Origin of the sequence: Amycolatopsis suaedae (assembly GCF_004214935.1) — a bacterium.
Classification (GTDB): Bacteria; Actinomycetota; Actinomycetes; order Mycobacteriales; family Pseudonocardiaceae; genus Amycolatopsis; species Amycolatopsis suaedae.
Genome location: NZ_SFCC01000013.1, coordinates 177,678 through 201,318 on the forward strand (window position 1 = coordinate 177,678; position 23,641 = coordinate 201,318).

General features: G+C 70.7%; 22 protein-coding genes, 1 tRNA gene and 1 pseudogene. 14 read left to right on the plus strand and 10 right to left on the minus strand.

Annotated features, from left to right (window positions below; all coding sequences use genetic code 11):
- The first annotated feature begins 42 nt into the window (after positions 1–42).
- Entirely contained in the window at positions 43–1,044 is a 1,002-nt protein-coding gene (locus tag EWH70_RS25355; protein WP_130478018.1) for an SIS domain-containing protein, read from the plus strand.
- 4 nt (positions 1,045–1,048) lie between these two features.
- A complete protein-coding gene (locus tag EWH70_RS25360; protein WP_130478019.1) occupies positions 1,049–1,510 on the plus strand; it encodes a hypothetical protein in 462 nt (153 codons plus the stop codon).
- Positions 1,511–1,517: 7 nt separating this feature from the next.
- On the opposite strand, the gene EWH70_RS25365 is transcribed toward EWH70_RS25360, so the two are convergent.
- The gene (locus EWH70_RS25365; protein WP_240687231.1) at positions 1,518–2,810 is read right to left on the minus strand and encodes an alpha/beta hydrolase; all 1,293 of its coding nucleotides are present in this window, start codon (positions 2,808–2,810) and stop codon (positions 1,518–1,520) included.
- A 298-nt stretch (positions 2,811–3,108) separates the two neighbouring features.
- Between EWH70_RS25365 and EWH70_RS25370 the strand changes: the two genes are divergently transcribed.
- The 3 genes from EWH70_RS25370 (at position 3,109) to EWH70_RS25380 (ending at position 6,984) form a co-directional block, all read left to right on the plus strand.
- Positions 3,109–3,966 (plus strand): phosphotransferase enzyme family protein, encoded by an 858-nt coding sequence (locus EWH70_RS25370; protein ID WP_130478021.1) that lies wholly within the window; start codon positions 3,109–3,111, stop codon positions 3,964–3,966.
- Between the two features lie 133 nt (positions 3,967–4,099).
- The gene (locus EWH70_RS25375) at positions 4,100–4,297 is read left to right on the plus strand and encodes a hypothetical protein (protein WP_130478022.1); all 198 of its coding nucleotides are present in this window, start codon (positions 4,100–4,102) and stop codon (positions 4,295–4,297) included.
- Positions 4,298–5,115: 818 nt separating this feature from the next.
- On the plus strand, positions 5,116–6,984 hold the full coding sequence (locus tag EWH70_RS25380; protein ID WP_130478023.1) for a hypothetical protein: 1,869 nt from the start codon (positions 5,116–5,118) through the stop codon (positions 6,982–6,984).
- A gap of 13 nt (positions 6,985–6,997) precedes the next feature.
- Here EWH70_RS25380 and EWH70_RS25385 read toward each other — a convergent pair whose 3' ends face one another.
- The gene (locus EWH70_RS25385; protein ID WP_130478024.1) at positions 6,998–7,357 is read right to left on the minus strand and encodes a hypothetical protein; all 360 of its coding nucleotides are present in this window, start codon (positions 7,355–7,357) and stop codon (positions 6,998–7,000) included.
- Between the two features lie 556 nt (positions 7,358–7,913).
- Here EWH70_RS25385 and EWH70_RS25390 point away from each other — a divergent pair.
- The 3 genes from EWH70_RS25390 (at position 7,914) to EWH70_RS35575 (ending at position 10,539) form a co-directional block, all read left to right on the plus strand.
- A complete protein-coding gene (locus EWH70_RS25390; RefSeq protein ID WP_240687220.1) occupies positions 7,914–9,158 on the plus strand; it encodes a helix-turn-helix domain-containing protein in 1,245 nt (414 codons plus the stop codon).
- Positions 9,155–9,709 carry a flavoprotein gene (locus EWH70_RS25395; protein ID WP_130478025.1) on the plus strand — a complete coding sequence of 185 codons (555 nt, stop codon included), beginning with the start codon at positions 9,155–9,157 and terminating at the stop codon, positions 9,707–9,709. Before EWH70_RS25390 ends, EWH70_RS25395 begins: the two co-directional genes overlap by 4 nt.
- Positions 9,710–10,191: 482 nt before the next feature.
- Positions 10,192–10,539, plus strand: a complete 348-nt coding sequence (locus EWH70_RS35575) for a hypothetical protein (protein ID WP_165436413.1) — start codon at positions 10,192–10,194, stop codon at positions 10,537–10,539.
- A gap of 381 nt (positions 10,540–10,920) precedes the next feature.
- Here EWH70_RS35575 and EWH70_RS25410 read toward each other — a convergent pair whose 3' ends face one another.
- From EWH70_RS25410 to EWH70_RS25420, 3 genes and pseudogenes are all read right to left on the minus strand, one after another.
- On the minus strand, positions 10,921–11,862 hold the full coding sequence (locus tag EWH70_RS25410) for a tyrosine-type recombinase/integrase (RefSeq protein WP_130478028.1): 942 nt from the start codon (positions 11,860–11,862) through the stop codon (positions 10,921–10,923).
- Positions 11,863–11,976: 114 nt separating this feature from the next.
- A tRNA-Ile gene (locus EWH70_RS25415) sits at positions 11,977–12,050 on the minus strand.
- Between the two features lie 66 nt (positions 12,051–12,116).
- Positions 12,117–12,580: pseudogene (locus EWH70_RS25420) on the minus strand (cupin domain-containing protein).
- Between the two features lie 104 nt (positions 12,581–12,684).
- Here EWH70_RS25420 and EWH70_RS25425 point away from each other — a divergent pair.
- Both EWH70_RS25425 and EWH70_RS25430 read left to right on the plus strand, forming a co-directional pair.
- Complete coding sequence (locus EWH70_RS25425) at positions 12,685–13,563, plus strand: LysR family transcriptional regulator (protein WP_130478029.1); 879 nt, start codon at positions 12,685–12,687, stop codon at positions 13,561–13,563.
- Positions 13,557–16,457: an ATP-binding protein gene (locus EWH70_RS25430; protein ID WP_130478030.1), complete on the plus strand. Its 2,901-nt coding sequence runs from the start codon at positions 13,557–13,559 to the stop codon at positions 16,455–16,457. Before EWH70_RS25425 ends, EWH70_RS25430 begins: the two co-directional genes overlap by 7 nt.
- On the opposite strand, the gene EWH70_RS25435 is transcribed toward EWH70_RS25430, so the two are convergent.
- The 3 genes from EWH70_RS25435 to EWH70_RS25445 are packed head-to-tail and all read right to left on the minus strand — an operon-like array spanning position 16,458 to position 18,792.
- Positions 16,458–17,285, minus strand: a complete 828-nt coding sequence (locus tag EWH70_RS25435) for an NAD(P)H-binding protein (RefSeq protein ID WP_130478031.1) — start codon at positions 17,283–17,285, stop codon at positions 16,458–16,460.
- Between the two features lie 56 nt (positions 17,286–17,341).
- Positions 17,342–18,142 (minus strand): inositol monophosphatase family protein, encoded by an 801-nt coding sequence (locus EWH70_RS25440; protein ID WP_130478032.1) that lies wholly within the window; start codon positions 18,140–18,142, stop codon positions 17,342–17,344.
- Positions 18,139–18,792, minus strand: coding sequence for a GTP cyclohydrolase II (locus EWH70_RS25445; RefSeq protein ID WP_130478033.1), 654 nt, complete (start codon positions 18,790–18,792; stop codon positions 18,139–18,141). Before EWH70_RS25445 ends, EWH70_RS25440 begins: the two co-directional genes overlap by 4 nt.
- An 85-nt stretch (positions 18,793–18,877) precedes the next feature.
- Between EWH70_RS25445 and EWH70_RS25450 the strand changes: the two genes are divergently transcribed.
- From EWH70_RS25450 to EWH70_RS25465, 4 genes are read left to right on the plus strand one after another with little or no spacing between them, the layout of a single operon-like run.
- Entirely contained in the window at positions 18,878–19,276 is a 399-nt protein-coding gene (locus tag EWH70_RS25450) for a 6-pyruvoyl trahydropterin synthase family protein (protein ID WP_130478126.1), read from the plus strand.
- Positions 19,277–19,283: 7 nt separating this feature from the next.
- Positions 19,284–20,312: a glycosyltransferase family 4 protein gene (locus EWH70_RS25455; protein WP_240687221.1), complete on the plus strand. Its 1,029-nt coding sequence runs from the start codon at positions 19,284–19,286 to the stop codon at positions 20,310–20,312.
- The gene (locus EWH70_RS25460; protein ID WP_130478035.1) at positions 20,309–21,103 is read left to right on the plus strand and encodes a methyltransferase domain-containing protein; all 795 of its coding nucleotides are present in this window, start codon (positions 20,309–20,311) and stop codon (positions 21,101–21,103) included. The genes EWH70_RS25455 and EWH70_RS25460 overlap by 4 nt, the downstream gene beginning before the upstream one ends.
- Positions 21,100–22,062: a lysylphosphatidylglycerol synthase transmembrane domain-containing protein gene (locus tag EWH70_RS25465; RefSeq protein ID WP_130478036.1), complete on the plus strand. Its 963-nt coding sequence runs from the start codon at positions 21,100–21,102 to the stop codon at positions 22,060–22,062. The genes EWH70_RS25460 and EWH70_RS25465 overlap by 4 nt, the downstream gene beginning before the upstream one ends.
- Here the strand turns inward: EWH70_RS25465 and EWH70_RS25470 are convergent.
- On the minus strand, positions 21,970–22,665 hold the full coding sequence (locus EWH70_RS25470) for a creatininase family protein (RefSeq protein ID WP_130478037.1): 696 nt from the start codon (positions 22,663–22,665) through the stop codon (positions 21,970–21,972). The genes EWH70_RS25465 and EWH70_RS25470 overlap by 93 nt on opposite strands.
- A complete protein-coding gene (locus tag EWH70_RS25475; RefSeq protein ID WP_130478038.1) occupies positions 22,652–23,635 on the minus strand; it encodes a zinc-dependent alcohol dehydrogenase in 984 nt (327 codons plus the stop codon). Before EWH70_RS25475 ends, EWH70_RS25470 begins: the two co-directional genes overlap by 14 nt.
- Between the last annotated feature and the right edge of the window lie 6 nt (positions 23,636–23,641).

Sequence of the window (23,641 nt, forward strand, 5' to 3'; positions counted from 1 at the left end):
GTGGATCTGTCGTGCATACCAGTATGTGTCTACGGTCGCCGCATGTCTTTCGCGCTCGACTCGCAGATCGCTGTCCAGGCCGATACGGTCGCCGGCCTTCTCCGGCAGAAGACACCGGCCCTCGACCCCGGCCGGCCACTGGTGTTCAGCGGAATCGGTACCTCGCTGCACGCCGCGAGGATCGCGGCGGCATGGACCTGGCTGGTTACCGGCGGTGCTGTGCGTGCCAGCGCCGTCGACGCCCACGACCTGGCCCTCGGCTACCCACTCGGGCCCGCTGACCAGGTCGTGGTGATCAGCCACCGGGGCTACAAGCGGTACCCGCGTGCGGTGCTGGACGTGGCGCGTCAGGCCGGCGCGACCACCTTCGCGGTCGTCGGCGCGGACGCGCCCGAGCAGAACGCCGAGTACGTCCTGCGGACCTGCCCGAACGAGACGGCGGGCACCTTCACCGTGTCCTACCTGGCGTCGCTGACGGTCCTGGCCAGGCTGGTCGCCACGCTGCCAGGGCCCGGCGCGGACCGGTTCGGAGGCAGGCTGAGCTGCGTGCCGGAGATCCTCCAGCAGACGCTCGCCCAACCGGCGCCGACAGAGGTCGCGCAGGAGTGTGCGGCCAGTGAGCCGCTGCTGATCGTCGGGTCCGACCTGGACGCGGTCACCGCGGCCGAGGGCGCGTTGAAGCTCAAGGAGGGCACCCGGCTGTGGGCCGAGGCGATGTCGACGGAGTTCGCCCTGCACGGCACCCCAGCGGCGTTCCGGCCGGGAATGGACGTGCTGACACTGACCCCCGGCACGGACGACGGCGGCAGAATGGCGACGCTACGTGAGCTGCTGGCCGGGCTCGGCGCTCGCGTGTGGACGGTCGGGGACGACGATGAGCCCCTGCGGTTCGGGCACATCGACCCGTGGCTGCGACCGTTCGTGGCCATCGTCCCGTTCCAGCGCCTCACCGCGGAGCTGGCCAGAGTGCGTGACACCGACCCGGATTCGCTGCACGGTGACGTGGAACCGTGGCGGTCGCTGATGACCGGACTGGAGCTGTAAAACCATGACCGACTCCCTGGCGGTGGCGGCCTACCGACCGCGCCGGACCCGCACCGAGGGCCTGACACACCGCGACGGCTGGGCGGTGAAGCGGATCGGCATCACCGTCGACGACAAGTTACCCGGGGAGGCCGAGCTGGCGGCGGCCATGGATGCCGCCGCCGGCCTGCTGCCGCCGGTGAACGAGACCGGCGCGGCATTCCTGGTGGTGCACCGGGGCGAGGAGGCGCTGTGGGCGCTGATGGGCTGGTGGGAGCTGGACATCCTCTACCAGCGGCTGTTCCGGGCCGAGCTGGGAACGACCCGGTTCGAACGGGTCGGGCCGGACGGCCCGACCGCCTGCGTGTGGGAACTGGTGGCCGTCGCACACGAGCGCGACGCGTGGGTGCGGCACGTACTCGGCAGGCCCGAGGAGCCCGACCTCGCGGGCTATCTCGCCGCCGGGCTGTGCATCGAACCGGCGTAGCCAGCGGTCAGGGGCATGTGGTGCCCGAAGGGGGCGGTGTGCCGTCGAGGAGGTATCGGTCGGTGTGGGCGTCGACGCAGCCGAAGCCCTCGCCGTAGGCGCCGTGGCCGTCGGCGTGGTTGACCAGCAGCCGTGCCGAGAGCAGCAGGCCGGCCACCTGGGTCACCGAGTGCAGCGGTGCTTCCGGGTCTCCGGTGTTGCCCAGCACGAGCACGGGTGGGACGCCGGGGGTGCCGGTGATCGCCACCCGGCCTGTGCCGGGTGGCCATCGTGAGCATTCCAGCAGGCGGGTGGCGACGCGCACGCCGAACCTGGGTGAGACGGCGGCGAACTCCTTGGCTGCTGTCTCGACGTCGGCGAGCCGGTGGCGGTCGGGGGTGTCGGTGCAGTTGATGACGGAGTTGGCGGCGAGGAAGTTGCCCGCCCCGGCGAGCAGTGCTTCCGCTTGCGCGGCCAGCATGGTGCCGTCGCCGGTGAGGGCGGCGCCGAGGCCGTCGAGCAGCGCGGGCCATGTCGGTGGTGCGGGTAGCGCGGTGGTGATGGCGAGTTCGGCAAGGCCCCTGGTGAGCGGACCTGCGGGAGCGCTTTCCAGCCGCCGCAACAACTCGTCGATCGACCGCAGGGCGGCGGCGCGGTCGGTGCCGAGACGGCACCTGTCCTGGGTGAGGCAGAAGTCGGCGAGGCTGGCCAGCGATCGTTCGAGGCCCGCGGCCTGGTCCAGCAGGACCTGGCGGTGGGTCTTGGTGGGGTTGCCTGGCGAGTTGAGCACCATCCGGCCGACGGAGGCGGGGAACAGCTGTGCGTAGGTCACCGCGACCTGTCCGCCGTAGGAGGTCGCCACCGTGTTGAGCTTGGCGTCGCCCAGCGCGGTGCGCAGGACGTCGAGGTCACGGGCCGCGTTCGCGGCTCCGGCCAGTGATGCCATCCGGCCCGCGCCGGCGCGGCATGCCTCGGCGAACCGGGTGATCCGGGTGTCGGCGGCGGCCCAGTCCGCCGGCGTCCGTGGCGGATTCAGGCGGGCGACCGCGTCGCCTGCCTCGTCACGGCACGTGATCGGTTCGCTCTCGCCGACGCCGCGGGGGTCGTAGGCAATCCAGTCGTAGCGTTCGACCAGCCTGGGGTGTGCCAGCGCGAACGGGACCGTCAGGTCCCTGCCGCCGCCCGGGCCACCGGGGATCACCACGAGCGACCCGAGGCGGTTCGCCCGGTCGGCGGCCGGGATCCGGGAGACCGAGATCTCGATTTTCTCGCCGCCCGGATCGGCGTGGTCCAGCGGAACACTGACCTCGGCACACTCCATTCTGTCCAATGGGGAGGGTGCGGACGGACATGGTGTCCAGCGTGGTCCCGCGTCGGGAGCGGGGGTCGCGCACGCGGTCAGCGACATCAGCGCTGCCAGCACAGCGATCCGGCGACGAGTGAACATGACCCGAAGACAACCAGGTGACCGGCGAGCCGCGAGTCCGCCAGAGGAAGGATTCCGGGCGACGAGAAGGTATGACGTGACATCGGGGCAAGTTCAAGGTTGTCGCAAGGTCGTTGCAGCAAGCCCGTAGTAGCCCGTCGACGGGGTGGGCGCAGGTGGCAAGATCACTCCCATGGATGGGGGAACGACCACCCGGGCCGTGGCGGCCGCGGTGGAGGCCGCCGTCCGGTTCGGCCTGCCCGCGGCTGAACCGGTGGTGCTGGCGGAGAAGTCGAACGTCCTGGTCCGGCTGGGCAACGTGGTGGCACGAGTGCCCGGCACGACGGCTCTGACCAGGCCAGCCCCCACCGCCGCACTGGCCAGGGACGTGGCACTGTGCACGTTCCTCGCTGAGCGCGGTGCCCCAGTGGTGCCGCCCTGTTCCGACCCGCCGGCCGGACCTCATCTCGTCGATGATCTACCGGTGACGCTGTGGCGGTACGTAGAGCACGACCCGTCCGCGCTGCCCGAGCCGGCTCTGGTGGGCCGCTCACTGGCCGAGCTGCACGCGGTGCTGCGTGACTACCCGGGTGATCTGCCCGCGAACGGCCCGTTGACGGAAGTGGAGCGGATCATCGGGCAGCTCGCGGCGGATCCCGAGTGGTCATCCGCGGTTCCGAGGCTGCGCGCGGAGGCGGACCGGGTGACGGCGATGCTCGACGGACTGGATCCGCCCCGGCAGGCGCTGCACGGCGACGCCCACCCCGGCAACCTGCTGGTCACGCCGGAAGGCTTGCGCTGGATCGACTTCGAAGACACCTGGCTTGGGCCGGTCGAATACGACATGGCGACCGTGGTGCACACCATGCGGCCGGACGGCGTCGCCGCCCTCGCTGCCTACCCGGACTCACCAGATGTGTCGCGATTGCAGCCGTGGCTGGATTTGCGCCGCCTGTTCGGCCTGTGCTGGCGCTTCGTCATCGCCCGACGCACTCCCTCCCGTACCCCGGAGGCCTGGGCAGCGCTGTCCAGCGCCCTCGGCGGGCGGTGAAATTCCACCAGGTGTCATGCGGGGACGAAACCACGGACTACCAGCGGCGTGCAAGGTTCCTGCAACGTGGTCTCGATAGCGTGACCGAGGTGTCCTCGGCCGGGGTCACCCAGGGCTCGACCAAGGAGATCACTTGAGCAACGTCGCACGGGTCGTGGGCGCCGTGGCCATCGCACTCAGCACAGTCGCCGGCGTCGTGGCGGTAACGGTTCTGCTCCCGTCCCACGAACTGGCCAATCCCACTGAAATGCATGCGCCGAAGCCAACCTCCCCAACCGACGTCAAGGCCGCCAAGCCGACGTCGCCCACCGATCACGCGCGGATGCCCTGACGCGACACCCGGTTCCACGGTGGCTGCGCCGACCGCCGGTCAATGGACAGAACCATGGACAAGGCCCGAAGGCGTGCTCTTGTGGGGAGGTTTGCCTGATCAGACTGGGTGGGGCGGGCGGGGCTCGAACCCGCGGCCAAGGGATTATGAGGGAGTAGATCTTCAACACTGTGCCGACCTGCGCAAACCCAGCCCGCCGAGGAACATCTGCCGCCGAATCCCTTGGCCTTCAAAGTCGCTTCCGGTTTGGGGCCGCACCGATACCCCACGGGCCAGACTTAGCTCGATGGCCTCACGCAAAAACGCAGGTCAAGAGCTCGAGTGTCGTACGTCACAGCAACCGCCCTGGCGACTTTGCGTCACGGCCCCCCAGAGGTCGACCCTCTGACAACAGGCCGACTCGTCGACAACGACACCCTTGACTCGCCATCTCCCGTGGCACCTACCGCCGCAGAACCCTCGACTCGAACCACGGACTCCGTCAGCCGACACGTGCCCCCGCGCATTGCGGACTCGCGAAGGCAACACAGTGTAGCGATCGTCGGCCCGTCGGCATCGTTCTACCTTGCCAAAGTGGATCACCACCGCGGCGAACATGACATGAAGTAGTCAATTTCTGGCCTGTTTTCCCTGCTTGATGCCACGACAGCCCATTGTCACGTAATCATTACTACTGAGCGTGAGCTACTTAAGTTGATCTTTCGCTTGTGTCACGCTGTTGCAGTGAGTCACAAGAGAACCGCTCGATAACAGACCTACATGTCGCCTGATTGAACGACACCGTGCCGTCCTACGTCTTGCCATGGTGGTGACAGAACATGACGAGCAAACCTGATGACGCACTCGGCGAGGTGCAATGGGGCGATCTGAAGCCGTTCATGTCGGTCATCGTGCTCCAGTGCGCTGGCAACCCTACTCATGCGTTTGGCGCCCTCGTTCGGCTTCTGAAAAAGCCAGGAAGGGCTCGCCAAGGCGCGAACGTATGGACTGTGGCCGAAAGTGAACTGACTGCAGCTAGTAACGGTGTCATTCCCGGTCTGGGCGATTTGGAATCACTACAGGTCGATCAATTGTTCGGCTGCGTTAAGCGGCAGCAGGGCCGGCCAGGCTGGGCCTTGGCGACTTCAGACTACGTGAATGTGTCACATGAACTTACGGTGGCCCTTCGCCGGGAAGAGCTAATTGCGGTGCGCGCGGAGCGTAATGTGCTCGACCGCCTCCAGAGGCAGTTGGACACGGTGCCGCGGCCACCACTACGCCGCCTTGGGTCAAGCATCCTTGAAGAAGCTTTTATGCAAGGGGCTGCGAAGAACATTTGGATGCGCTCAATACAACGCCGAAGTGCCCTCCGGCCAGCCAGTAAAGCGGTGGGCGGCGACGATGTCGGAGTTGCTCTCGACCCGGTAGAGGACGGGTTCTTTGCTTGGGATGCGGCCCGCTGCGCGATGCCAGACGACCCCGAGATCGTCTACCTCAAGGGCAAGATCGGTGTAACAATCAGCAACTCGCAAATCTGGTTCAAGGACTCCCCTGACTTTCAAACCTATGTCCTTACAATGGGCGAGATTCTAGACATCATCGCAGAGGTGAACAAGAAACCAACGGGCTTCTCCGCCTTCCCCGTCACTGCTCGCGAGGTGTTCGACCTTACCGGTGTCTCCGAAGCATACGAAGTAATCCCAGTAGACCTGGAAGCGTTGCCGGAGTCGTTGCGCGGCGGCGAGGAACTGGAGAATGCCGCAACATTGCTCCAAGACTCTTTTCTCAACGTCCAGGAAGGGGCGAAAGGAACCAAATTCAAGCTCGATGTCGGAACCAACGGGGTGGTGGGCGGCCAATTAGCCGCGAGCCTCAATCGACTTGATGACCGGTTTGAACTTGACGTCGGGTTCGACCGCAGCGCCCGCGAGCCTTTGCCCTCAGCTCGCGAGATTTGCACCGCTTTAAACAACGGCCAACTACTCGAGGTCTATTTCGCCTCAGGCCATAAGTACTCGTCGGGCCGACTCTGGAAACAAGACTTCACGCCGACGCCGTTCCCAGGCTGGGCTTGGGAGGACTTCACTGGATTTGACATCACCAAAGAAAAGCCAGAAAGGTCGCAATCAACAGGAACAATTCACGATGGAATCGCCAAACCAGGTGATGATTCACTGTTCGCTTGGGTGGTTGACTACTGCAACGAGGGCTGGCTCATTTGCGATGACAGCTCAGGGGAGGCTGCTGACTTTTTCCATATCGACCACGAAAATCTGTTGCGCGTATTTCATGTGAAGGCTTCAACTAATAAGTCAGACCACCGGGGCGTGAAGGTCACCGACTACGACGTCGTACTCGGCCAAGCACAGAAGAACATGTTGTACCTCGACAAAGAGAGGCTAGCACACCGGCTGGCGAGCACGAAGCTCGCGGAGCCAGCTTGCTGGCTCGACGGAGAACGCATTAAGGATCGACGACGAAGTTTTCTCGATAAACTAAAGGCAACCCGATCCAAAGGGGTAACCGAAGTGGTGGTTGTACAACCCAATATGAGACGGGAACTGTACTTCAAACTGTCGCAGGATATTGATAACGGCCTCGTCAGTCAAGACACACTGCGCCTTCAGTTGCTTGAGATGCAGCTCAAAATGGCCCGGATTGCCGCAGTGAAATACGTGACCGACCTAACAGTGATTGGCAGCGGCTAGCGACACCTAAGTATTAATGACGCCTCAGCGGCGGAAGTTCCTTAGACTTAGCGAACGGTCGGGTTGCCTGCCGTTGTACAGGCGACGCATCGATCCGGTCTAGGTCAACGCGCAGCAGTTCCAGCTGGGCCATTACGCGCGCCAGCGTGAGCTGCGAGCGATGTGCTGCCTGCGCGGCCTCGATCAACTCCAACGGCCCGTCACCCGGCCGCTCGGGCAGAGGGCAGTCAGGAACCCGGCAGTACCACCGGACGAACGACCGCAGCACGGCCAGCGGGTGCATCGACAAGCTCAGGCAGGCGGCTTCGAAAGAGTCCCTCAGCTCCTCGTCGACCTTCAGCCGGAAGACGTGCTTGTTCTCGGCGTACCCCATCGGGTTTGGCTCCTTCGTTGGTGCAAATCTGCCGGTCATGCCGAGCGACGAGGGAAGGGACAGACGGAGCATCGCGTCGTGCCGGGAAAGCACACGGGACACCAAGCACGTGACCGCCGGTCAGCAGGTTCTCGCGGGTAGCAGGGCTCGCCGCACGTGCCCCGCGCCAACCGTCGGGGATCCGCTCTCCTGGCTGCCAGACTCTCCTCGGTCGGATCATGTAGCGCGGCGCTGCCGAAGACACCTGGCCAGCCGATCGTCAGCGCGATCCCTGCCGACGTATCGGTTACCGGTTCATCCACCAGTTCGGACGCTGCATCTGCCAGTTCTCGGCTCAGTCTGCGAAGTGTCGCGGCACACGTCCGCCGGTCACGACAGCGGCGAATGGCATCCGAATGGACGGCGAGCAGGTCAGCGACGAGTGTCTGAGGGTTCACGTGACCGGGCTCCGTTCCTGGCCAGGCGACTAGTGGGTCTGGCCTGTTCAGGACGGTAGGACGCTCGTCAGGCTACAAGCTGTACAAAATGTGTGACTCACTGTTCCGTTAGGCTGGGTGTGGCGACCGGGGCAGGTGAGAACGACATGGACGAGCAGGCCAGAGCGGTCGGTAGGCGGGTGCGCTACTGGCGGCTCCGACGCGGGTTCGACCGCAAACACTTCGCGGACTTAGTCGGCCGGTCAGTGTCGTGGCTGGACAAGATCGAGTCCGGCGAACGCAGTCTGTTACGACTGCCCCTGCTCGAACGAGTAGCCGAGGCCCTCGGCGTCGACCCGCCGGCCCTCCTCGACGAGCCGGCCGCGCAACGGGCGACACAGTGTGTCGACGCGGCCGAAGTTCGCGCGATCCGCGCCGCGCTCGGGACCTACCCAACTCTTCGAATCTCACCGGACGCGACCGTCCCGGGCATTGCCGAGCTGAGTCGGCGTGCCATGCACCTGGAGCATGCCTGGGCCGCGTCACGGTTTACCGTCGTCGCCCAGCACCTGCCCGGCCTGGTGACCTCCGCCCAGCTCGCCGTCTCCGAACTACCGGCTGAACACCAGCTCGAAGCCCAGCGGGTTCTCGTCACCGGCTACCGACTCGCCTCGTCGATGTTGCTGAAGTTCGGGACCAACCACATCGCCTGGCTGGCCGCAGACAGAGCGATGCAGACGGCGCTGACCGCCGACGACACATGGGCACTCGCGCGGGCGACCCGGAGTGTCGCCCGCGCGATGACGGACAGCGGCCAGCGCCCGCAGGCGATCGAGACACTGCTCGGGATGGCCGACCGAATGCGGCCCGACGTCGCACGGCAGTCGAGCCACCTGCTGGCGTTGCACGGCATGTTGTTCCTGGCCGCGTCGATCGCCGCCGCCCAGGAAGGAGACCAGGCGCTGGCGTTGTCCATGCATGAGGAGGCCACGGCAGCAGCACGACGGCTTGAACCGGGGCACGACAGGCATCACACGTTCTTCGGTCAGGCCAACGTCGACATCCACCGGGTGGCCTCGCTCGTCCGGTTGCACGAGGGTGGCCGCGCGCTGGAGTACGCCAGGCGCGTCGACCAGACAGAGGTGGCCGCGCTCTCGGCTGAGCGTCGGTCGAACTACCTCCTTGACCTCACCGAGGCGAACACGATCACCGGCGACTTCAAGACCGCGGTCCGCACCTTGAGCGAAGCCGAACGCGTCGCGCCCGAAGAAGTCCGCTGCCGCCCGCTCGCGCACGGCCTGCTCCGCAGGCTGCGGAACAACACACGAGGCGGGGACGCCCGTGTCGTCCGGACGATGGCCGAACGAGCGGGAGTCGAGGCGTGAGCCAACGTGTCCTCTACGTCGTCATCACCGGCGCGGGTCCGGCACGCCATGTCGACCGGCTCGTGCGCCTCGCCCAGGAAGCCGGATGGAGTGTGCACAGCATCGCCACACCCGCAGCCGTCGAACACTTCCTGGACCTGCCCGCGCTCACCGAGCTGACCGGCCACCCGGTGCGCACCGGTCACCGCAAGCCGGGTGACGCCAACCTTCCCAAGGCCGACGCGGTCGTCGTCGCACCTGCCACGTACAACACGATCAACAAGTTCGCCGCCGGGATCGCCGACACCTACGTCACTACTCAGCTCGCCGAACTCAACGGCATGGGCGTGCCCATCGTCGTGCTCCCATTCGTGAACCAGGGACTGGCCAACAACCGGCCGTTCAGGCGCGCCGTCGAAGAACTGCGCCTCGCCGGGGTCCGCGTCCTCCTCGGCCCCGGCGAGTTCGAACCCCACCCGCCGCGAACCGGTGACACGGTGATCGACCAGTACCCGTGGGCACTCGCGCTTGCCGAGGCAGAGAGGATGGCGGCCGACGACGCGGCACGGTAGCCAGGTCGCCAGCACGAGGTCGGACCACGGGGACCTTCACTCCTCGCCAATCCACCTCACGCCCCACACATCACCTTCACGCCCACTATCACCCACCTTCTGGGCACCACAACAACCTCACGCACACACACCACCACGCCCCACCCCATACCAATCACCCACATCACACGGAGCACTTCTTGCAGATCGTCTGAACCGGGAAGCGTTGTGACGAAACGCTGAGTCAGGCAAGCGCTCGGTGGGAAGTTGATCGCCACTGACGTACCGTCGGTTGGAGAGCACCGGGGAGGGTGATCAACGTGGTTGATAAGGCACGTGTCCACACGCGACTGGTCAGCATCGACTGCTCGGTGTGCGGGACGACCGTTCACTACCGGGGCACCGGCAGACGGCCGCGGTACTGCAGCCACACGTGCCGTAGCCGCGCCTGGGAGTTACGCCGAGCCGCACAACGGCTCGGCGAGCCGGAGCCAGTGCCGACGATGGTCCGCGAGGTCGTCGTGCGCGAGCGCGTCATCGAGCGAGAACGGCGGGTGTCCGTGACTCCGCAACTGGTCGCCGACTGGCTCCCGCTCCTCAAGCAACTGGAGCGGAAAGTTCGCTACAGACCGGACATGCTCGCGCGCCGTCCCGGCGAGCTTCACGATTTGGCAAGGGCCGTGCGCAACCTCCACGAAGCCGCGTCTCAGCGGGCGCCGACGTCGCCCACGACTCTTACCGAGGGCACCGCACCGTCACCAAAGTCCGAAGGCTACCAGCTGTCACGACAGCAACGCCGCGCATTAGCTCGGGAACAACACAAGAACCGCCGTTATCGGACGGAGATCTGACGCCTCAACGACCTGAAGCCGTGTTGCGCTTGGAAGATTGCCTTTTTCGGCGACGAGCCAGTGAGCTCAGGTAGGCCATCCGCTGGAAGTGCGCGCGGCGTGCCGACTCGGCTCGTTGACGGCGAGTGGTCGGGTCGAGTTCATTTCGCGGGTCCACCTGCCGCTCGAAACGAGTGGCCGCCGCTTCCCGGGCGCGCCGCGTTCGCTCGGCGCGATCGACGGTATTCGCCCACGACGTGTAGGCGGCGAGTCTGGCGAGTGAGGACCTCTGCTCCGGCGTGAGCCTGCGCGAGCCACCTGGCATGTCGTAGTCCTCCCCTGTCAACGTCGGGGAGGACTGGATCAACGCTAACAACGGCCGGCGAGATCGCCAAAGAGCCACTACAGGCGGTCACCGAGTGCGGCTCGACGGTGAGCGGCGCGAGCTCGCTCGTCGGCAGCGGAGGCACCGTAACGGGCGATCATCTCGCGCGACCGCCAGCCGGCCAGGCGCATGAGGTCCTGTTCCTGCCCGCCGTCGGCGAGCCAGCGGTGGGCGAACGTATGGCGGAACAGGTGCGGGTGGACGTCGGGAACGTCCGCGTCGGCGGCACGGCGGGTGAGCATGTGCCGGATGCCCCACTCGGTGAGCGGACCCTTGCGGCCGATCCACAGAGCATCGGTCGTGTCAGCAGCTGCGTGGCGGGCTCTGGCTCGCAGATACCGGCGCAGCGCCTCCCCGGTCCTCGCACCGAAGGGCACGTCGCGCGCTCTGCGGCCCTTGCCCATTACCCGGGCTACGTCGACCTCGAAGTCCAGGTCGTCCACCGTGAGCGGGGCGAGTTCGCCGCAACGGGAGCCGGAGTCGATGAACAGGCGGATGATCGCGGTGTCGCGCAGGTTCTCGAACGTCCGGCCCTTCGCCGTCGCCAGCAGATCCCTCAATTGGCCTTCGGTCAACACCGGAACCGGCTGTTCCGGCACCGCCGGTGGGGACAACTTGGCGAACGGATTGACGGTCACCTCGCCCTCGACCTCCTCCAGCCAGCGGTACAGCTGCTGCAGGCTGCGGTAGTGCTTGGCCACCGTCGCCGGAGCCAGCGGCTTGCCCGTGCGCTTGTGCGGGCGCTCCTGGAGGTGGACGAGGTAGTGCTCGACGTGCTCACGCGTTGTCGCGCTCGCGGCGGTGGGCATGCCCTGTGCGATCAGGAAGGCGATGAACTCTTCCGCCACCACGGTGTAGCTGTCGATGGTGTTGCGCGACTTGTTCTGCGACCGCAGGTGCCGCGCGAAGTCCGGGAGCAACTCCCGGAGATCGTCCAGTGCGATCGTTCGAACAACCATGCGCCCTCCCCGTCGATCCGTCTTGAAGTCGACGGTACCTACGGAAGGCCAGGGCACAAATCCCTTGGCCTGGCAGCGCTGTACGGGATCGAATCCCTTGGTTTGGGCTGGTTGTGGGGCGGGCGGGGCTCGAACCCGCGGCCAAGGGATTATGAGTCCCCTGCTCTAACCAGCTGAGCTACCGCCCCCGGCGACGCGGCCCGACCGCGCGCGGCCGCTTTTCGCGAACCTACCGTATGCGGCCGCCGGTGCCGTCACACGGCCACTTCACGCCGGCGGGCCCATACCGGGCTGTCGACGTAGTGGTTGTCGAAGCGCTCCCCGACGCGCCGATCTCGGCTGGGTCGGCCTCGCCGAGGTTGACCCGGTGCAGCAGGCGGTAGTAGTCGAAGCGTGCCATGCCCGGGGTGAACGTGACCAGCACGTCGGCGGCGCTGCCGGGAGCCGGGGCGAAGGCGTGCGGGGTACCCGGCGGGACGACCAGGTGGTCACCCTTGCCCAGGGTGACCACCTCCTCGCCCACCAGCACCTCCAGCGTGCCGTCCAGGACGAAGAACACCTCGCTCGCCTTGGTGTGGAAGTGGGCGGGCGCACCCGCCGCCCCGGGCGCGAGCGTGGCGCGGTTGCTGGTCAGCGCCGCGTCGTCGGTGAGCAGCGTGATCACGCTGCCGGGGCCGTCGGTGAGCACTTCCGCCTCGGCGCCGCGGACGATCGTCATGGTTCCTCCCTGTGGTCTCGTTGACACCCATGGTCGGCTCGGCCGGGAGCCGGAACAACGGCCGATCCCGACACGATCGATAACCTCTGGGTTATCGTTGCGCGGTGGAGTGGCGTGAGATCGAGATCTTCTTGACGCTGGCCGACGAACTGCACTTCGGCCGCACCGCCGAGCGGCTGCGGGTGTCGCAGGCGCGGGTCAGCCAGTCGATCCGGAAGGTCGAACGCCGCATCGGCGCTCCGCTGTTCGACCGCACCAGCCGCCGGGTCGCGCTGACGCCGATCGGCGCGCGGCTGCGGGACGACCTGCTGCCCGGCTACCGGGCCATCCTGGCCGGGATCGACCGGGCCGTCGCCGCCGGGCGGGGTGTCACCGGCGTGCTCCGCGCCGGGTTCGAGGCACCCGGGGTCGCCGATCTGGTGGCGCTGGACCGCTTCCGCGCCCGCCACCCCGGCTGCGTCCTGGAGATCCGCGAAGTCGACTTCGCCGACCCGTTCGCCATGCTGCGGGACGGCGAGGTCGACGTCCTGGTCACGCTGCTGCCGGTGGACGAACCCGGCCTCACCGCCGGACCGGCGGTGTACACCGAGCCGATGGTGCTCGCCGTTCCCGCCCGGCACCGGCTGGCCGGCCGGGCCAGCGTGACGCTCGACGACCTCGCCCACGATCCGGTGCTGCGCGCGGCCCACCCGCCCCGGCCGTACTGGGAGCCAGACGACCCGTGGCACACGCCCGGCGGCGAGCCGGTACGCCGCGGTGAGCCCGTCGCCACGTTCCAGGAACTGCTGGCGAGTGTGGCCGCGGGCAAGGGAATCTGCCCGCTCGCCGCACACGCCGCCGCCTACTTCGCCCGGCCCACCATCGCCTACGTCCCGTTCACCGGCGCACCGTCCGTCCACTGGGGACTGGTCTGGCGGACGGCCGGGGAAACCGCGCTGGTCCGGGCGTTCGCCGCCGCGCTCGGCGAGGACACGCCGTGCTGATCGGGCGCGACCGCCCGGTCGCGCAACTGCGGGCGCGGATCGCCACGACGGCCGGCGGACTCGTGCTGATCGGCGGTGAGGCGGGCATCGGCAAGAGCGCGCTGGTCGCCGAGGTGACCGCGGGCGCCGCCGTGCCCGTCGTCAACGCGGCGTGCTGGTCCGGGGGCGCGCCCGACCTGTGGCCGTGGCGGCAGGTGGTGCGCACCCTCTCCCCCGGCAGCACCGCCCTCGGCGAGCCCGGATTCGCCCTCGGCGAGGCCGTCACGTCGCTGCTGACGGCCGCCGCGCCGCTGGTGGTCGTCGTCGAAGACCTGCACTGGGCCGACGACGCCTCGTTGCGGCTGCTGGAGTTCGTCGTCCAGCACACCCGCCACGACCGCGTGCTGGTGCTGGGCACCTACCGCGACGGCGAGGCCGGCGCCGGTCTCACCCCGTTGCTGGCCACGGCGTTCCCGGTACCGCTGACCGGGCTGGACCGCGCGGGTGTCGCCGAGCTGGTCCGCGAGGTCACCGGATTCTCGCCCGGCGAGGACACCGTCGACGTGATCAGCCGCCGCAGCGGCGGCAACCCGTTCTTCGTCGAGCAGCTGGCCCGCCTGTGGCAGGGCGGCAGCGCGCTCGGCTCGATCCCGCCCGGCGCCAGGGCGGTCGTCGAGCGGCGGCTGTCCCGGCTGCCCGCCGCCACCGTGGACGTGCTGCGCACCGCCGCGCTGCTGGGCGGCGAGTTCACCGCGCCGCTGCTGGCCGCCGTCACCGGGACCGGTCCGGCGGCGCTGGACGCGGCCGTCGCGGCGCGCCTGGTGGTGGAACTGCCCGGTGACCGGTACGCGTTCGTCCACGACCTCGTCCGCGAGTCACTCCACAATGGACTCGACGCCGCTGCCCGGCACGCCGCGGTGGTGCGGGCGGCCGAAGCCGATCCCACGCTCGCGGTGCTGCCCACCGAACGCGCCGCACACGCGCTCGCGGCGGGCACCGCGCTGCCGCCAGGGGACGTGGTGCGCCAGCTCGTGGCCGCCGCCGAGGACGCCGCCGGCCGGCTGGCCCCGGCCGAAGCCGCCCGGCACTACCGGCACGCACTGGACCGCGTACCCGCCGACGCCCTGGACCGCCACGCCGCACTCGGCGTGGAACTGGGCAGCGCCCTGCATTCGGCCGGCGACTTCGACGGCAGCAGGAACGCCCTGCGTACCGCCATGGCCGCGGCGCGGCGGACCGGCGACCCCGCCGTGCTCGCCCGCACCGCGCTCACCCTGCTCCTGCTGGACAAGCGAGGACCGGTCGAAGCCGACCAGGAGGCGTTCATCCAGCACGCCCACGCCCGCCTCGGCGGCGGGGACCACGCGGCCCCGCCCGCCGGACGCCCGCACCGGCTGGACCCGGCCGCCCGCGAGCTGAGCGACTCTGCGGTGGAACTGGCCCGGCGCACGGGCGACGGCGACGAGCTGGAGTTCGCCCTGCTGTCCCGGCTCGCGTCGGTCTGGGGACTGGGCACGGCCGCGGAACGGCTGGCCGTCACCGACGAACTCCTGACGCTGACCGGGCAGCCGGCACGGGTGGCGCCCTGGCGGATCGGCGCGCTGCTGGAGCTGGGCGACCCGCGGTACCTGGCCGAGCATCGCGCCTTCACCGCCGCGGCCGGTTCCGGGCCCGCGGCTCACCGCCACGACGCCGCCGTCACCGAGACGCTGGTGGCCGCGTTCACCGGGCGGTTCGACGACGCCCGCGCCGCCGCCGACACCGCCAGGGAACTCGGTGAGCAGCCGCATTTCGACCGCGATCACCTGTGGGGCCTGCAACGGTGGTCGATCGCGTTGCGGCAGGGCCGCACCGGCGAGGCCGTCGGCCTGCTCGCCGGCCTGCGGGCCGATCCGCCAGCGTTCCTGCCGTTGCTGGAAGGCATGTCCGCGGTCGCGGCGGGCGACCTTCCCGGTGCGCTGTCCCGGCTGGCGGAGCTGTCCGTTGCCGGGGACGACATTCCGCGCTGGCTGGCCCCGCTGTGGCTGCGGTTGCGAGCCGAGACGGCCGCGCTGTCCGGTGATCCCGGGCTGTGCGCGGCGGTCCGCGAGCAGGTGGCGCCGTTCTCCGGGCAGTGGGCGGTGACCGCGACCGTCGTCGTCGACGGGCCGGTCGACGGGTGGCTGGCCCGGCTCGACGCCGCCGAGGGCGAGTGGGACGCGGCCGTCGGCCGGTGGTCCACCGTCGTCGCGGCCGCCGACCGGCTGGGTGCCCTGCCGTGGGCGGTGGAGGCCAGGGACGGACTGGCCGCCGCGCTGACGGCCCGTGGCGGGCCGGGCGACGACGCCGCGGCGGAGTCGCTGCGTGCCGCCGCGTCCCGGATCGCGCACGATTGCGGGATGTCCCCGGCAAGCCCGCCGACGTTCCGGTTCACCGGCGAGGTGTGGGAACTGGGATTCGGCGGCCGGACGGCGCACCTGCCCGACGCCAAGGGACTGCGCGACCTGCACACGCTGCTCGGCCAGCCCGGCCGCGACATTCCGGCCGTCCGGCTGGCCGGTGGCGCCCGCCCGCCGGGGGCGGACCCGGTGCTCGACGAGCGGGCCCGTGCCGCGTACCGGCGGCGGCTCGCCGAGCTGGACTCGGACATCGAGGCCGCCACCGGCCGCGGTGCCGACGAGCGGGCGGCCGGACTCGACCGGGAACGGCAGGCCCTGCTCGACGAACTGCGTACCGCCACCGGGCTGGGTGGCAGGCCACGCCGCCTCGGCGACGACGCCGAGCGGGCCCGCAAGGCGGTGACCAACCGGATCCACGACACGCTGCGCAGGCTGGACAGCCAGCATCCCGAGCTGGCCCGGCACCTGCGGGAATCGGTGACCACCGGCACCGCGTGCCGGTACCAGCCCGCGACGCCGCTCAGCTGGCGCCGCTGATCAGGGCCGGAACTCCGCGGCGTGCTCGCTCGCCCACTGGGCGAAGGTCCGGGGCGGGCGGCCGGTGACCTCCCGCACGGTCGGCGTCACGGCCGCGCCTTCCGCGGGCGGGTCGAGGGCGAGCTGGATGCCGAACTCGACGTAGTCCGGCGGCCAGCCCATGGCCGCCAGCCGGGCCCGTTCCTGGTCCTCGGTCAGCGGCTCGAACCGGATCGGCCGGCCGGCGGCCTCGGCCAGGATCGCCACCCGCTGCCGCGGCGAGAGCGGCTCCGGCCCGGTGATCGGGTACTCGCTGCCGCCCGCGGTGGCCAGGCCGCCGGTGGTGAGCACGGCCACCGCGACCGCGGCGATGTCGGCCTCGTGCACCACCGAACCGGGCTTGTCGCCGAAGACCCGCACCACACCCTCGGTCCGGGCGGATTCCGCCCACTCCAGGGCGTTGGCCATGAACTCCACCGGCTGCAGGTGCGCCCACGGCAGCGTGCTGTCCGCGAGCGCGGCCTCCACCCCGCCCCGGTCGAACCCGGACAGCACGCTCACCCGCCGCACCCCGGCGCGGGTGGCCAGCTCCACCAGCCGCGGTCCGGTCGCCAGCGGCTCGCCGTCGTCGCCGCCGAAGGTGATCAGGTGCAGCCCGGTGACGCCGTCCAGTGCCGGTGCGACGCTGTCCGGCTCGGTGAGGTCGCCGCGGGCGACCTCGACCCCCTCGGGCAACCGTGCCTTCGCCGGGTCGCGGGTCAGCGCGCGCACCGGGTGTCCCGCGGCGGCGAGCTGGGCCACCACCTGGCGGCCGACGGTTCCGGTGGCTCCGGTGACGAGAACGGTCATGCGCTGATCTCCCTCAGGTTCGGTGTCGTTGTCACCCCTGAGGCGCCAGATCGGTTCTAGCGGCCGCCAGATTCACGCAGGAGGCCGGTGAGCGCGTCCCGCAGGCCGGGGCAGACGGCGATGGTCGCCGCGGAGTCGGTGGTGTGGTCGGTGCCGTCGAGGTCGGCCACCACGCCGCCGGCCTCGCGCACCAGCAGGACGCCAGCCGCGGTGTCCCACGGCAGGTTGGCCAGGATGACCGTCGCGTCCAGCCTGCCGTGCGCGACCCAGGCCAGGTCGATGGCGGCGCTGCCGAGCATCCGCACGCGGTGCGCCCGCGCGCCCAGCCGGGCCAGCAGTTCCAGCCGCAGCCGGTTCTTCGGCTCCGCACCCTCGCCGACGGCGAAGTCGCCCAGCGAGACCGCGGCGTCGGGCAGCGCCGCGGTGCCGGCCACGCGGATGGGCTCGTCATCGCAGAAGGCGCCGCCGCCGGCCGTGGCGGTGTAGCCGGTGCCGAGGAACGGCATGTCGATGGCGGCCAGCACGGCCCGCCGGCCGGCGACCAGGCCCAGCGACACCGCGCAGAGCGGGCTGCCGCGGGCCAGGTTGGCGGTGCCGTCCACCGGGTCGAGCACCCACCACAGGGTGTCGTCGCCGGGACCGCTCCGGCCGTGTTCCTCGCCGAGCAGGCCGATACCGGGCGTCTCGCGGGCGAGGAAGCCGCGCACGGCGTCCTCGACGGCGAGGTCGACGTCGGTCACCAGGTCGCGGTCGCCCTTGGCGGTGACCGACCGGGGCGCGCGCTCGGCCACGATCCGGGTGCCGAGCGCGACGGCCGCGCGAGCCACCGGGAGCAGCCCGGCCCAGTCGCCGGTCACGTCTCCGCCGCGGGCGAGTGCCCGCGGCCGAACAGGTCGACCTGGGGCAGGTCGTGGCCGAGACGGTCGCGTTTGGCGGACAGGTAACGGATGTTGTGGTCGTTGGGGGGCGCGAGCAGCGGGACCTTCTCGGTCACCTGGATGCCGTGCGACTCCAGCGCCGCGACCTTGTCCGGGTTGTTCGACAGCAGCCGCACCGACCGCACGCCGAGGTGGCGCAGGACGCGGACCGCGGGCGTGTAGTCCCGCACGTCGACGGGCAGGCCGAGCGAGGTCGCCGAGTCGAGGGTGTCCAGGCCGGCCTCGTCCTGCAGGACGTGTGTGCGGACCTTGGCGACCAGGCCGATCCCGCGGCCCTCGTGGCCACGCAGGTACACCAGGATCCCGCCGCCCTCACGGACGATCGTGTCCAGCGCGGCGTCGAGCTGTTCGCCGCATTCGCAGCGCAGGGCGCCGAAGATGTCGCCGGTCATGCACTCGGAGTGCACACGCACGAGCACGTCGTCCCGGAGCCCCTGGCCGAAGACGAGCGCCATGTGCTCGTGCCCGCCCGCGCGGAACGCCACCGCCCGGAAGGTGCCCCTGCGGGTGACCAGCGCGGACTCGGCAACATCGGCCTCGCTCAGTGTGTCGTCGGTGTGCTCACGCATCCGGTCCCCTCGCTGCCAACACGGCCGGGCGTGATTACGCTCGGCCGGACGCACACCGTAGCCCGCTCCTCCCGTGGAGGTCACCCTGTTCAGCATCACCGTTCGCGATCACATGATGATCGCCCACAGCTTCCGCGGGGAGGTCTTCGGACCGGCGCAGCGTCTGCATGGAGCCACGTACGTGGTGGACGCGCGGTTCACCCGGACCGAGCTGGACGCCGACAACATCGTGGTCGACATCGGGCTGGCCACCACCCAGCTGGGCGAGGTGCTGGCCGGCCTGAACTACCGCAACCTCGACGAGGATCCCGCGTTCGCCGGGGTGAACACGTCCACCGAGTTCCTCGCCAAGGTGGTGGCCGATCGCCTCGCCGACCGGATCGCCGCGGGCGAGCTGGGTGAGGCTGCCCGCGGGCTCGCCGCCGTGGAGGTCACCCTGCGCGAGTCCCATGTCGCCTGGGCCAGTTACGAACGCCGCCTCTGACCGCCGGGTGCACTTCGTCCTTCCCGGTGACGTCGACGATCCGGCGGCGGCCAGCGGTGGCAACGTCTACGACCGCCGGATCAGCGCCGGACTGGCCGCGCTCGGCGCCGACGTGCGTGAGCACGCCGTGCCGGGGTCCTGGCCGCGGCCGGACGCCCGTGCCCGCGCGCGGCTGGCGGAGTCGCTGGCCGGTATTCCCGACGGCGCGGTGGTGCTGCTCGACGGACTGGTCGCGGGTGGTGTGCCGGACGTGGTCGTCCCGCACGCCGGGCGCCTGCGGCTGGCCGTGCTCGTGCACCTGCCGCTGGCCGAGGAGACCGGGCTGGATCCGGCGACGGCGGCGGAGCTGGACGCGGCCGAGCGGGCCTGCCTGCGGGCGGCGGCCGCGGTGGTGGCCACCGGTCCCGCCGCGGCGGGCCGGCTGGCGCGGCGGCACCGGCTGAGCCGGGTGCACACCGTCGTGCCCGGGACCGATCCGGCGCCGCTCGCGCCGGGCACCGACGGGGTGTCCGGGTTGCTGTGCGTGGCGTCGGTGACGCCCCGCAAGGGCCACGACGTGCTGGTGGCGGCGCTCGCGGAGGTCGCCGGCCTGCCGTGGACGTGTACCTGTGCCGGCCCGCCCCGCGATGCCGGGCAGGCCGCGCGGGTGGCGGCGCTCGCCCGGCGGGCGGGCATCGGTGACCGGGTGCTGTTTCCCGGGCCGCTCACCGGCGTCCCGCTGGAGCGCGCCTACGCCGCCGCCGACCTGTTCGTGCTGGCGTCGCGGGCGGAGACCTACGGCATGGTGGTGACCGAGGCGCTGGCCAGGGGAATCCCGGTCGTCGCCAGCGGGGTCGCGGACGCGCTGGGCGAGGCCGGGCTGCTGGTCCCGCCCGGCGACGCGGCGGCGCTGGCGGCGGCGCTGCGCCGCTGGTTCACCGACGAACCGTGGCGCAAACGGTTGCGGTCGGCGGCCCGCGAGCGGCGTTCCCGGCTGCCCGGCTGGGACGTGTCCGCCGGGAACCTGGCGGCGATCCTGGTTAGCCTGCGCGCATGAGTGGCTTCTCGCCGGACTGGCTCGCCCTGCGCGAGCCCGCCGACGCGGCCGCCAGGGCCGACGACCTGGCCGGCCTGCTCCGGGACAACGTCGGTGAACCGGATCGGGCCGTGATCCGTGATCTGGGGTGTGGCACGGGATCGATGGGACGCTGGCTGCGCGAGCGCTGGCCGGGCGCGCGGCACTGGATTCTGCAGGACCGGGACCCCGGCCTGCTGGCACTGGCCGGTGCGAGCATGACCGGGCAGGGGGTGACCGTCGAGACGCGGCTGGGTGACCTCACCGGGCTGCGCCCCGCCGACCTCGAGGGGACGTCGGCGGTGACCGCGTCGGCACTGCTGGACTTGCTCACCACGAGCGAGGTGGAGGCACTGGCCGCGACCTGCGTGGCAGCCGGGGTGCCCGCGTTGTTCACGCTGTCGGTGACCGGCCGGGTCGACCTCGACCCCGCCGATCCGCTCGACGCGGAGTTCGAGGCGGCGTTCAACGCACACCAGCGGCGGGAGACCGGCGGCAGGCACCTGCTCGGGCCGGACGCGGTCGAGGCCGCCACCGTGGCGTTCCGCCGCCGCGGGGCCGAGGTGGTGACCAGGCCCAGTCCCTGGCGGCTCGGGCCCGATCAGGCCGCGCTGACCGCCGAGTGGCTGCGTGGCTGGGTGGGCGCGGCCTGTGAGCAGGAACCGGCGCTGGCCGAGGCGGGTGAGCGGTATCTGCGCGGGCGCCTGGCCGCCGGTGTCCGGGTGACGGTCGGCCACGCCGACCTGCTCGCGCTGCCGGGTGCGGCGGCATGACGCGGCGGATCTGGCGGTGGGTACGGCCGTTGCTGGCAGTGGGAATCCTGGCCGCACTGGTGTGGCGGCTGGGCACCGACGCCGTCGCCGACGGGCTGGCCGCGGTGGACGTCCGGTCGGTGACCGCCGCGGTCGGCATCGGGCTGGTGACGACGGTGGCCAGCGCCTGGCGCTGGCGTGTGGTTGCGCGGGGGCTTGGGTTGTCGCTTCCACTGTGGACAGCCGTCGCGGACTACTACCGGGGCCTGCTGCTCAACGCGGTGCTGCCGGCCGGGGTGCTCGGCGACGTGCACCGTGCCGTCGACCACGGGCGGCGCTGCGGCGACCTCGGCCGCGGGGTGCGGGCGGTGGTGTTCGAACGGTTCGCCGGGCAGGCGGTCCTGGTGGCCGCGGCGGTGGCCGTGCTGGTCGCGCGGCCGCTGCCCGGGGTGGCCGTGGACGGCACCGTGGCGGCGATGGTGGTCACGGCGATGGTGGCCGGGTGCGGGCTGGCCGCGGTGGCGTCGGCCCGGGTACGCCGGGTGGCGCGGACGACCTGGGCCGACGCCCGGGCGGGGCTGCTGTCGGCGTACGCGCTGCCCAGGGTGACCCTGGCGTCGGCCGCCGTGCTGGCCGGGCACCTGGCGTTGTTCGTCGTGGCCGCACGGGCTGCGGGGGTGGCCGCGCCGGTGGGGCACCTGGTGGCACTGGCCCTGCCCGCGTTGCTGGTGATGGCGGTGCCGGTCAGTATCGGCGGCTGGGGGCCGCGGGAGGCGTTTCTCGCCGTGGCGTTCGGCGCGACCGGACTGGGCGCCGGGCAGGGACTGACGACGGCGGTGGTGTACGGCGTTCTGGCGCTGGCGGCCGCGGCGCCGGGGGTGCTGGTGCTATCCCGGCGTCCCCAGCACGGTGAGGTACTCGCCGAACGCGTCGGTCAGCGCAGCCAGCAGCGCCTCGCCCTTGCCGGCCGTGGCGCGTGAGGGCAGGCCGACGACACCGGACTCGGTGTAGGGCCGCAGGCCGAGGGTGAGCAGGTGCGGCCGGTCGTCGGCGAGGTGGTCGGACGTCTCGGCGCCGGGGCGGACCAGCTCGGGATGGGCGTGCAGCAGGATCGAGGTCTCCAGTTCACCGGCGTGCATGTCGCTGTCGGCGGGGGTCTCGATCCCCGCGGCCGCCCGTGCCCGCTCCCAGTCCGCCTGGCCGGGGAACAGGGCCATCCCTTCGGATTCCTGCACCACGTTGGCCAGGACGTAGTTGCCGCCGTGGCCGTTGACCAGCACCAGGTTCGGCACGCCGGAGCGGCGCAGCGAGCCCGCGACGTCCCGCACGACGGCGTAGAGCGTGGCCGCCGAGATGCTGACCGTGCCAGGCCAGGCGGCGTGCTCGTGTGAGCAGGAGATGGTCACCGGCGGCAGCAGCCGGACCGGATGTGCCCGCGCGATCCGCGCGGCGATGGCGCAGGCGATCGCGGTGTCGGTGGCCAGCGGCAGGTACGGCCCGTGCTGCTCGAAGCTGCCGACCGGCAGGACGGCCACGGTCGCGCCGCGGTCGCGCACGTCGGTGGTGGTGTCACCGGGAAGCATGCGCCGCACCGTAGTCGACCAGATGGCACAGCTGCGCCGACGGCCCGGCGGCCAGCCGGGACAGGACCGCGGGCAGCTCCTCGAACGGGCTCCGCCCGGTGATCAGCACGTCGAACACCGGGTCGGCGAGCAGGTCCAGCGCCAGCGCCATCCGCTCGGCGAACGTGCGCCGCGGGTGCGCGACCGTCCCCACCTGGCTGCTGCGCAGGACGAGCCGGCGGGAGTGGAAGTACTCCCCCAGCGGCACGCCGACCCGCCGGTCGCCGAACCAGCTCAGCTCGACCACCGGGCACCCCGGGGCCGCCAGTTCCAGCGCACGGGCCAGCCCGGCCTCGGTCGCGCTGGCGTGCACGACCAGGTCGCGGCCGCCGTCGGCCCGCTCGGGCGAGGCGAAACCGACGCCGAGGGCCTCTGCCACCTCGGCCCGGGCCGGGTCGGTGTCGACCAGCTGGACCCGGACGCCCGGGATCCTGCCCAGCACGGCCGCAACACAGCAGCCGACCATGCCACCGCCGACCACGGCGATCCGGTCCCCCACCAGCGGCGCGGCGTCCCACACGACGTTGACCGCGGTCTCGACCGTTCCGGCCAGCACCGCCCGGGAGGCGGGCACAGTGCCGGGGACCGGGGTGACCGCCGCCGCGGGCACGACGTAGCGGGTCTGGTGCGGGTACAGGCAGAACACCGTGCGGCCGAGCAGTTCGGGCGGGCCGGTCTCGACGACTCCCACGTTGAGGTAGCCGTACTTGACCGGGAACGGGAAGTCACCGTCCTGGAACGGAGCCCGCATCAGCTCGTGCTGGCGGGCAGGCACCCCGCCGCGCAGCACCAGCGTCTCGGTGCCCCGGCTGACGCCGGACCACAGCGTGCGGACCTCGACCTCGCCCGGCCCCGGCTCGGCGACTGTGACCCAGCCGACCGCACTTTCTCCGGGAGCGTTGAACCACAACGCCCGTGCCTCACGTGTCATACAGCG

What these genes read in the sequence shown, in the direction of transcription:
- EWH70_RS25435 (WP_130478031.1), bottom strand. Translation starts at nt 17,285, where the DNA reads ATGACCGTTCTCGTCACCGGAGCCACCGGAACCGTCGGCCGCCAGGTG.
- EWH70_RS25470 (WP_130478037.1), bottom strand. Translation starts at nt 22,665, where the DNA reads ATGCTTCCCGGTGACACCACCACCGACGTGCGCGACCGCGGCGCGACC.
- EWH70_RS25360 (WP_130478019.1), top strand. Translation starts at nt 1,049, where the DNA reads ATGACCGACTCCCTGGCGGTGGCGGCCTACCGACCGCGCCGGACCCGC.
- EWH70_RS25385 (WP_130478024.1), bottom strand. Translation starts at nt 7,357, where the DNA reads ATGGGGTACGCCGAGAACAAGCACGTCTTCCGGCTGAAGGTCGACGAG.
- EWH70_RS35575 (WP_165436413.1), top strand. Translation starts at nt 10,192, where the DNA reads ATGGTCCGCGAGGTCGTCGTGCGCGAGCGCGTCATCGAGCGAGAACGG.
- EWH70_RS25370 (WP_130478021.1), top strand. Translation starts at nt 3,109, where the DNA reads ATGGATGGGGGAACGACCACCCGGGCCGTGGCGGCCGCGGTGGAGGCC.
- EWH70_RS25380 (WP_130478023.1), top strand. Translation starts at nt 5,116, where the DNA reads ATGACGAGCAAACCTGATGACGCACTCGGCGAGGTGCAATGGGGCGAT.
- EWH70_RS25460 (WP_130478035.1), top strand. Translation starts at nt 20,309, where the DNA reads ATGAGTGGCTTCTCGCCGGACTGGCTCGCCCTGCGCGAGCCCGCCGAC.
- EWH70_RS25355 (WP_130478018.1), top strand. Translation starts at nt 43, where the DNA reads ATGTCTTTCGCGCTCGACTCGCAGATCGCTGTCCAGGCCGATACGGTC.
- EWH70_RS25365 (WP_240687231.1), bottom strand. Translation starts at nt 2,810, where the DNA reads ATGGAGTGTGCCGAGGTCAGTGTTCCGCTGGACCACGCCGATCCGGGC.
- EWH70_RS25465 (WP_130478036.1), top strand. Translation starts at nt 21,100, where the DNA reads ATGACGCGGCGGATCTGGCGGTGGGTACGGCCGTTGCTGGCAGTGGGA.
- EWH70_RS25445 (WP_130478033.1), bottom strand. Translation starts at nt 18,792, where the DNA reads ATGCGTGAGCACACCGACGACACACTGAGCGAGGCCGATGTTGCCGAG.
- EWH70_RS25410 (WP_130478028.1), bottom strand. Translation starts at nt 11,862, where the DNA reads ATGGTTGTTCGAACGATCGCACTGGACGATCTCCGGGAGTTGCTCCCG.
- EWH70_RS25475 (WP_130478038.1), bottom strand. Translation starts at nt 23,635, where the DNA reads ATGACACGTGAGGCACGGGCGTTGTGGTTCAACGCTCCCGGAGAAAGT.